Genomic DNA, 1,606 nt, shown 5'->3' on the forward strand with positions numbered 1-1,606 from the left:
GCAGGCAACGTCGGGAGACAGCGCCATGTTGAAGGAAATCGCGCTCACGAAGCGCAATGTTGTGAAGGGTGCGGCTGGTCTGGCCGTGGTGGGTGGTTCGCTGGCTGCGACTGCTGCGAATGCGGCCGTTGACTACAGCGCGATTACGGCCGCGGCCGACTGGTCGGATGTCGCCACGGCGGTGATTACCGTCTTCGCGGCTGCTGCTGTGGTCTATGTCGCCTTCGCGGGCGGCAAGTTCCTGCTCCGGGCAATCCGGCCGTAACGGGTAGGGGGCGGGGAAACTCGCCCCCTTACTTCTTTCGGGGGCTAAACGTGCAAGGCCTGTTTGATCTCGTGTTCTTCTGCATCGGAGCGTCCGTAGCATGGGCCGCCTTCTATTCGTTTTGATGATGCTTTGTCTTTCCGGACGCGTCTTTGCGTCTGTGACTCAGTACACCGTTACATCTGTTTATTCGCCTGGTGGATATGCAGCGGCTTGCAGTGTTGGTGATGTTTTCTATGGGGCGGCTGCTTATCTTTCTGGTTGTACTCGTCCCGATATTGCGGGTAATGCTTCTGGTGTTTCCGGCTATAGCGGCTTCTATTGGAGTTCGATTACGGCTGTTCGTTCTTCAGTGCAGGCGACGCAGTGTTTGGTGACTCCGGTTGGTAGTACTTCGTGTCAGTCGTATCAGATATTTGCTGTTGCATCGACTACGTCGGCGTCTTGTCCTACCGGCACTTCTGAATCTGACGGTGCTTGTGTTTCGGATTGTACCGGCGGGCAGGTTCTTACCGCCGATGGTGGTTGTACTTGCCCGGATGGTGAAGTCCTCGATAGTGATGGTTCTTGCATCACCGAAGATGCCGCGAAGTGCATAAATCTCGCGGTTGCTGATCAAGAGCACAACATGTCGGTTAAGCAATCTGAGACCGCGTGCTATCAGGGCTGTCAGATGGAGGGCACTGGTCATAAATTGGTTGAAGCTCTTTCCGGTACTGTGCTGTGGGTCACGATGAAGTACACCGGCGATGTTTGTGCGGCGGCCGGCGACACCGTTGAAGCTGAGCCCGAGCAGCAGCTTGCGGATGGTTCTACGGGTTCGTGTCTCTCTGGTAATGGCAGTACGTCGTGCGTGTCGGAGTCCAAGGCGAATTGCGGATATGTGAACGGTGAATATCGTTGCGTGACCACTGCGCAGCTGACCGATTCAAGCCCCTGCGTTCAAACGACAAGCGGTTCTGTTTTCTGTAACGCTGATTCGACCGATCAAACGCTTGCACCGACGAACACCGATGGGACGACGTCGACGGCTGACGTTCAGTTCACGTTGTGCAAATCCGACACTGATTGTCAGACCGTGAATTATTACGGTTCGTCGACCGTAGCGGCGGGTTCAGAGTACACCGGCAGCGATAGTGGTTCTACAACGTCGGATGCTGGAAATGGTGATTGCGGAAGCTCGGATACGCCGTGTCACGTCGTGGTCGATTCTGACAGCGACGATGATGGCAGTAGTTCGAATGAGTTTTCGAAGCCGACACAAGATGATGTCGCCGCTATAGGCGACTCGCTCACAACGTATTGGTCATCGATCGAAGATGCACCGATCGTCGAAGCGGT

Annotated in this window: 2 protein-coding genes; both read left to right on the plus strand. The window is 55.5% G+C overall.

Annotated elements, in window-relative coordinates; genetic code table 11:
- Positions 1–265: hypothetical protein (locus G7Y82_RS21070; protein ID WP_206370965.1), on the plus strand; the 265-nt coding region annotated here is incomplete at its 5' end.
- 100 nt (positions 266–365) lie between these two features.
- Positions 366–1,606 (plus strand): hypothetical protein (locus G7Y82_RS21075; RefSeq protein ID WP_168150112.1); only part of this gene is annotated, 1,241 nt, incomplete at its 3' end.

Source organism: Solimonas marina, assembly GCF_012241385.1.
Classification (GTDB): Bacteria; Pseudomonadota; Gammaproteobacteria; order Nevskiales; family Nevskiaceae; genus Solimonas; species Solimonas marina.